A 6130-nucleotide genomic window follows, 5' to 3' on the forward strand; every position below is an offset into this window, starting at 1 on the left:
GCACGCGCACCGCGCGTCTGAGCGGTCCGCCGCGCGCGGGCCGTCCGAGGCCCGCCGCGGCGGCCGTCAGAGGTCGGCCGGCGGCCCGCCGCGCTCCTCGAGCATCTGCTCGAGGAGCGTGAGCTCCGCCTCCTGCGAGGCGATGATCGCCTCGGCGAGGCGCCGGACGTGCGGCTGCCCCGCGGCGTCGACCGCAGCCTCGGCCATCTCCACGCCGCCCACGTGGTGCGGGATCATGAGCGCGAGGTAGATCCGGTCGGCCTCCTCGCCGTCCGCCGCCGCGAGCCGCTCCATCTGCTCGGTCGTCGCCAGTCCCGGCATGCCGGCCGGGTGCTCGTCGCCCTCGACGTGGCCTCCGCCGCCGTGCCCGTGCGCGTCGCCCGCCCACGCCATCGGTGGGGCGGACGAGGTCGCGGGCAGGCCCCAGCCGGCGAGCCAGCCGAACATCTGGCCGGCCTGGTGCTGCTGGGTCGTCTCGATGTCCAGCGCGAGGAGACGCACGTCGGCGTCGTCGCTGCGGTCGCGCACGAGCACCGACATCTCGACCGCCTGCTCGTGGTGGCGCGCCATGTCGCGGGCGAAGCCCACGTCGACCGAGCCCTCGACGGGTACGGCGGGGCGGAGCACCGAGCCGCCCACGAGGAGCCCGATGGCGGCCCCGGCGGCCAGCGCGACGACCGCCACCGCCACGAGGACGGCGCGCGGACCGGCGCGGCCCGGCGTGAGCGGCGGTGCGTCGCCGTCCGGCCGGGCCTCCGGTGCGCCCGGCTCACGCCCGTCGGGGAACGCGACGTCGGGGTCCTGCGTCGTCACGCGCCGATGCCACCCGAGCACGAGGCGCCGGGCTCGAGGGTCTGCGGACCCTGGAGGTACTTGCGGAGGAAGATGTCGAGGCGCTCGTCCTCGGTCGAGTCGATCTCGAGCTGCAGGCCCCAGGCCGAGACGGTGAGCGGGGCGGCGTCCTCGTGCGGGCTGACCAGGAGGTACGAGTGGCGCTCGGTGAGCTCCTCGAGCCGCTGGACGTCCGCCTCCGGCAGGTCCTCGCCGTAGGTGATCCAGACGGCGCCGTGCTCGAGCGAGTGCACGGCGTGCTCGTCCGTCACCGGTGCGGTGTAGAAGCCGCAGTTCTGCCACGTCGGGTGGTGGTCGCCGCCGACGGGCGGCGACTGCTCGTAGGTCACGTCGGTCTGCACGTGCGTGGCCGACGCGACCTCCGTCTCGACGACGCCCTCGATGGGCTGCTCCGCGGCCGTCTCGAGCTCCGCCTGGCGGCCCTGCTCGCCGATGATCAGCACGGCGGCCGGGATGATCAGGGCGAGCGCGACGGCGACCGAGATGCCGATGATCAGCATGCTCCGCCGCTTGTCCGCGCGCCGCTGCTACTCCTGCAGGGCGGCGAGCTGGGCGCGCCGGTCGTCCCTCGTCGATGACTTGCTCAACGTCACTCCTCGTCGGCCGCCGACCGGTGCGAACCGGGCGCTGCGGGCTGCTCAGGGCGGCGCGGGAACCTCTGCGCGCCGGGGTCAGGGTACGGGACCGTCAGCGGGCTCCGGCGGCACGGACCGCGAGCTGGCGGCGCTGCTCCTCGAGCACGAAGCGGAACAGCTCGTCGGTCGTGCGCTCGGACGCGTCGACGAGCCGGCAGCCCAGGACGGCGTCGCCCGCGAGCTCGTGCACGCGCACGACCTCGAGCACGAGGTCGAGCGGTGTCCGCGTGGCGCCGAAGCGCATGGCCAGCCGGGCGCCCTCGACGACCTCGGTGTGGCACCGCACCCGCATGCCGTGGGCGCTCACGTCCAGCACGACGGCGTCCACCGTGGCGGGCTCGGCCGCCTCCGTGGGCTCGTCCGCGGGCGCTGCGACGGCGAGGACGACGGGGATGGAGGTCGGCACCCGCACGGCCTGCCGGAGCTGGACCGCGTTGCGCAGCGCGAGCCCCTCGAGCACGACGCGCCGGCCGACGACCGCCTGGACCGCGGCGTCGTAGGTGAGCGTGCCGCGGTGGGCGCTGAGGATCTCGACGACCACGTGGTCGCCCTCGGCGAGCCAGCCGCCCGCCTCGTGCTCGACGTCGACCGCGACCGCGTCGTCCTCGTGCTCGCGCACGAAGCCCTGCGCGAGCAGCTCCCCGCTGAGGGCGCGCACGCGGCACGGGTCGAGCTCGAACGCCACGGGACTGCCTTCCGCGCACCGCCGGGGGGCGCCCTCGTCGTCGGGCGCACCTGTGTGGCGGCGACTCTAACCCCGGCGTCGGGCGCCCGACGGCGCACGCATCGCGGCGCGCCTCGCGTTCACCCGGCCGGTTCACCCGGCTGCGCTAGTCGTGGCTCGCGGCCTCGTCCACGTCGCCCGCGGCGTGGCGCGCGAGCACGAACACCAGGTCGGAGAGCCGGTTGAGGTACCGCAGGACGAGCGGGCTCACGTGGTGGCCGGCGTCCTGGGCCTGCACCACGTGCCGTTCCGCACGACGGACGACGGTCCGGGCGTGGTCGATCGCAGCGGACGCCGGCGTCGCTCCCGGCACGATGAACACCGGCCGCAGGGGTCGCTCGTGGACGAGCTCGTCGATGAGCCGCTCGAGTCCCGCCAGCATCTCCTCGGTCACGAGCGAGATCCCCGGCTTCAGCCGGTCGCGGTGCCCGGGGTTGGTGGCCAGGTCGGCCGCGACGACGAACAGCTCGCGCTGGCGCTCGAAGAGCACGGCGGCGAGCCGCGGGTCGGGGCACACGGCACGCGCGACGCCGAGCAGCGAGACCGCCTCGTCGACGTCGCCGTAGGCGTCCACGAGGACGTCGGCCTTCGAGACCCGGCTGCCGAGGAAGAGCCCCGTGGTCCCGTCGTCGCCCGCCTTGGTATAGATCCGCATCGCCTGGCCCCGTCCGCCGCTCGTCCTCGTCACGCCGCTGCCCGACGCGTCCTGGCGAGGCTAGCGGCGGTCGCCGGGCACGCCGCCCGACGGCGAGGCGGTACCGTGTGCCGACCGTCCGCTGGGCGGTCGCACGACGTCCTGCAGCCAGGGGAAGCCGGTCCGAGTCCGGCGCTGACCCGCAACCGTGGGCCGGGCACCCGCCCGGCGAGCCGGAGCACCTGGTGCAGGCCGAGAGGCTCCACCCGTCGAGGCATACGGGACGGAGCCCGGTCGCCTCCCCGGGGGCGGTGCCGGGTCCGTCACGGACCACTCAGGAAGAGGCACCATGATCACCAGCGCCCTCGCGCTCCCCCAGGCACCGTCCCGCGCACCGCGCGCGTCCCGCACCCTCGCGGCCCTCGGCGCCGTCGGCGTCCTCGCGGCGGCCCTCGTCGGGCCGGGCGCGGGGGCCGCCGCGGCCGCGCCGTCCGGTCCGTGCACCGACCCCGAGGGCGTCACGGTCGTCGTCGACAAGACGGACCTCGGCGGCGAGGTCGAGATGGGCTGCGCGCCCCAGGCCGCGAGCGGTAGCGAGGCCCTGGTGGCCGCCGGCTTCACCGACACGCGCGACGCCGCGGGCCTCATCTGCGCGATCGACGCCCTGCCCGACCCCTGCCCCGCCGAGTTCACCGGCAGCTACTGGTCCTACTGGACCGCCGAGCCGGGCGGCGCGTGGGAGATGGCGATGGTCGGACCGGACGAGGCCGTCCCCGCAGCGGGCGGCGTCGAGGGCTGGCGGTACAGCGACGGGTCTGCGGGCCCCACGGTCGACGCGCCCGCGGCACCCACGCAGGAGGCGGCCGACCAGGCGGCGACGTCGGGCGAGGCGGGCGACGACGCCGAGGGTGACGCCGGTGCCGTCGACGACGGCACCACGGCCTCCCCGGCCGCGCAGGAGCCGACGGAGGCCGACGGCCCGTCGCCGGCCCTGATCGCGGGCATCGGGGTGGTGGCCCTCCTCGCCGTCGCGGCGCTCGTCGTGTCCCGCCGGCGCTCGGCGCACGGCCCCGCCGGCCAGGACTGACGGCCACGACGGAGACGGCCACGACGGAGACGGCTACGACGATGCACCCGCTCGCGTGGTGGGCGTGGGCCCTCGGGCTCGCGGTCGCCGCCACCCGCACGACCAACCCGGTCGTCATCGGCCTCGTGCTGGCGGCGACCGTGCTGGTCGTCGTCGCGCGGCGCGAGGACGTGCCCTGGGCGCGTGCCTTCCGCGGGTACGTCGTGCTCGGCGTGTGCATCGTCGTGGTCCGCGTCCTGTTCTACGTCGTCGTGGGCATCAAGACCCCGGGTCCCGTGCTGGTCGACCTCCCACGGGTCGCGACACCGGACTGGGCGGTCGGCGTCCAGCTCCTCGGGCCGGTGACCCTGACCGGGCTCCTGATGGCCCTGTACTCCGGGCTCCGGCTCGCGACTCTCGTGATCTGCTTCGGGGCCGCGAACGCGCTCGCCAACCCGCGGCGCGCCCTGCGGTCCCTGCCCGCCGCCCTGCACCAGCTCGGCACGGCCGTGGTCATCGCCGTGAGCGTCACGCCGGCCCTCGTGGCCTCGTCGGCGTCCGTGCGCCGGGCCCGTCGGCTCCGGGGCCACGAGACGCGTGGCGTCCGCGCCGTGCTGCTGACGGCCGTGCCGGTCCTCACCGACGCGCTGGACCGGGCGCTCGCCCTCGCGGCCTCGATGGACTCGCGCGGGTACGCGCGCGCCGTGCCGGGGAGCACCGACCGACGGGTGTCGGCCCTCCTGCTCGTGGCGCTCGTGGCCGCGGCGCTCGGCACGTACGGCCTGCTCGACGGGACGACGCCGGGCTGGCTCGGTGCTCCCGTGCTGGCGGTCGGCGGCGTCACCGCGGTGGTCGGGGGCCTCCTGGCCGGCCGCCAGGTGCGCCGGACCCGCTACCGCCCGGACGCGTGGCGTGTCCCCGAGACGGTCGTCGCCGCGTGCGGCGTGCTCGCCGCCGCGCTGCTCGTCGCCGCGACCGCGACCGATCCCTCCGCCCTCGACCCGTCGCTCCAGCCCCTCGGCTGGCCGTCGCTTCCCCCGGTCGCCCTGGCCAGCGCCCTGCTCGCCGCGGCGCCCACATTCGTCGCCACCGGTGGGAGGGACGCCCGATGATCCGCCTCGAGGGTGTCACGGTCACCTACGCCGGTGCCGCAGCGCCGAGCCTGCGCGACGTCGACCTCGAGGTCGGCGAGGGCGAGCTGTGCCTCGTCGTCGGACCCACGGGTGCGGGCAAGTCGACGCTCCTGCGCACGGTCGCGTCGCTCGTCCCGCACTTCACGGGCGGGCTGCTCGAGGGCCGGGTCGTGGTGGACGGCCGGGACACCCGCACCCACCTCCCCCGCGACCTGGCCGACGTCGTCGGCGTCGTGGTGCAGGACCCGGCGGCCGGCTTCGTCACCGACACCGTCGAGGAGGAGCTCTCCTACGGGATGGAGCAGCTCGGGGTGCCGCCCGAGGTGATGCGGCGGCGTGTCGAGGAGGTGCTCGACCTCCTGGGCCTCGCGCCGCTGCGCGACCGCCCCCTCGCCGACCTCTCGGGCGGTGAGCAGCAGCGCGTCGCGATCGGTGCGGTGCTCACCAGCCACCCGCGCGTGCTCGTGCTCGACGAGCCGACGTCGGCGCTCGACCCGACGGCCGCCGAGGAGGTCCTCGCGGCGCTCACCCGCCTCGTGCACGACCACGGCATGACGGTCCTGCTCGCGGAGCACCGCCTCGAGCGCGTGGTCCAGTACGCCGACCGCGTCGTGCTCGTCGCGGCGGACGGCACCGTCACCCACGGCCGCCCGCAGGACGTGCTGCCCGGGTCCGTGGTCGCGCCACCCGTCGTCGAGCTCGCCCGCGTCGCCGGCTGGTCGCCCGTGCCCCTCTCGGTGCGGGACGCCCGCCGCTTCGCGGCGCCGCTGCGCGAGCGCCTGGTCGAGTCGGCCGTCGGCGCTCCGGCGGTCGCGACCGGCACCGCGGACGACGCCGTCCTCGTGGCCGCGGGCGTGTCCGTGCGCCACGGGCGGCCCCCGGCCGTGCCGGCGGTCCGCGGGGTCGACCTGCGCGTGCGGGCGGGCGAGGTCGTCGCCGTCATGGGTCGCAACGGCGCCGGCAAGTCCTCGCTGCTGTGGGCCCTGCAGGGTTCGGGACCGCGGTCGGCGGGGACCGTGGGCGTCCGGGCGGAGGCGGACGCCGCCCGACCCGCACGTCGACGGCGCCTCGGGCGTCGCTCCGACC

General features: G+C 76.5%; 7 protein-coding genes. 3 read left to right on the forward strand and 4 right to left on the reverse strand.

Translation table 11 applies throughout. The features are described from left to right. Positions 1-66: 66 nt before the first annotated feature. From ICW40_RS14890 to ICW40_RS14905, 4 genes are all read right to left on the reverse strand, one after another. Positions 67-813, reverse strand: coding sequence for a DUF305 domain-containing protein (locus ICW40_RS14890; protein ID WP_221654800.1), 747 nt, complete (start codon positions 811-813; stop codon positions 67-69). Next, a complete protein-coding gene (locus ICW40_RS14895; protein WP_221654801.1) occupies positions 810-1352 on the reverse strand; it encodes a DUF3105 domain-containing protein in 543 nt (180 codons plus the stop codon). The genes ICW40_RS14890 and ICW40_RS14895 overlap by 4 nt, the downstream gene beginning before the upstream one ends. A gap of 187 nt (positions 1353-1539) precedes the next feature. Next, positions 1540-2172: a PilZ domain-containing protein gene (locus ICW40_RS21630; RefSeq protein ID WP_221654802.1), complete on the reverse strand. Its 633-nt coding sequence runs from the start codon at positions 2170-2172 to the stop codon at positions 1540-1542. A gap of 145 nt (positions 2173-2317) precedes the next feature. Continuing rightward, positions 2318-2866 (reverse strand): cob(I)yrinic acid a,c-diamide adenosyltransferase, encoded by a 549-nt coding sequence (locus ICW40_RS14905; RefSeq protein ID WP_221654803.1) that lies wholly within the window; start codon positions 2864-2866, stop codon positions 2318-2320. A 328-nt stretch (positions 2867-3194) separates the two neighbouring features. On the opposite strand from ICW40_RS14905, the gene ICW40_RS14910 reads away from it, so the two are divergent. From ICW40_RS14910 to ICW40_RS14920, 3 genes are all read left to right on the forward strand, one after another. After that, entirely contained in the window at positions 3195-3932 is a 738-nt protein-coding gene (locus tag ICW40_RS14910; protein ID WP_221654804.1) for a hypothetical protein, read from the forward strand. Between the two features lie 41 nt (positions 3933-3973). Continuing rightward, positions 3974-5023: a CbiQ family ECF transporter T component gene (locus tag ICW40_RS14915; protein WP_221654805.1), complete on the forward strand. Its 1050-nt coding sequence runs from the start codon at positions 3974-3976 to the stop codon at positions 5021-5023. Further along, the coding region (locus ICW40_RS14920) for an ATP-binding cassette domain-containing protein (protein WP_221654806.1) at positions 5020-6130 on the forward strand (1111 nt) is incomplete at its 3' end. The genes ICW40_RS14915 and ICW40_RS14920, both read left to right, overlap by 4 nt.

It is taken from the genome of Actinotalea ferrariae, from assembly GCF_019733465.1.
GTDB lineage: Bacteria > Actinomycetota > Actinomycetes > Actinomycetales > Cellulomonadaceae > Actinotalea > Actinotalea ferrariae_A.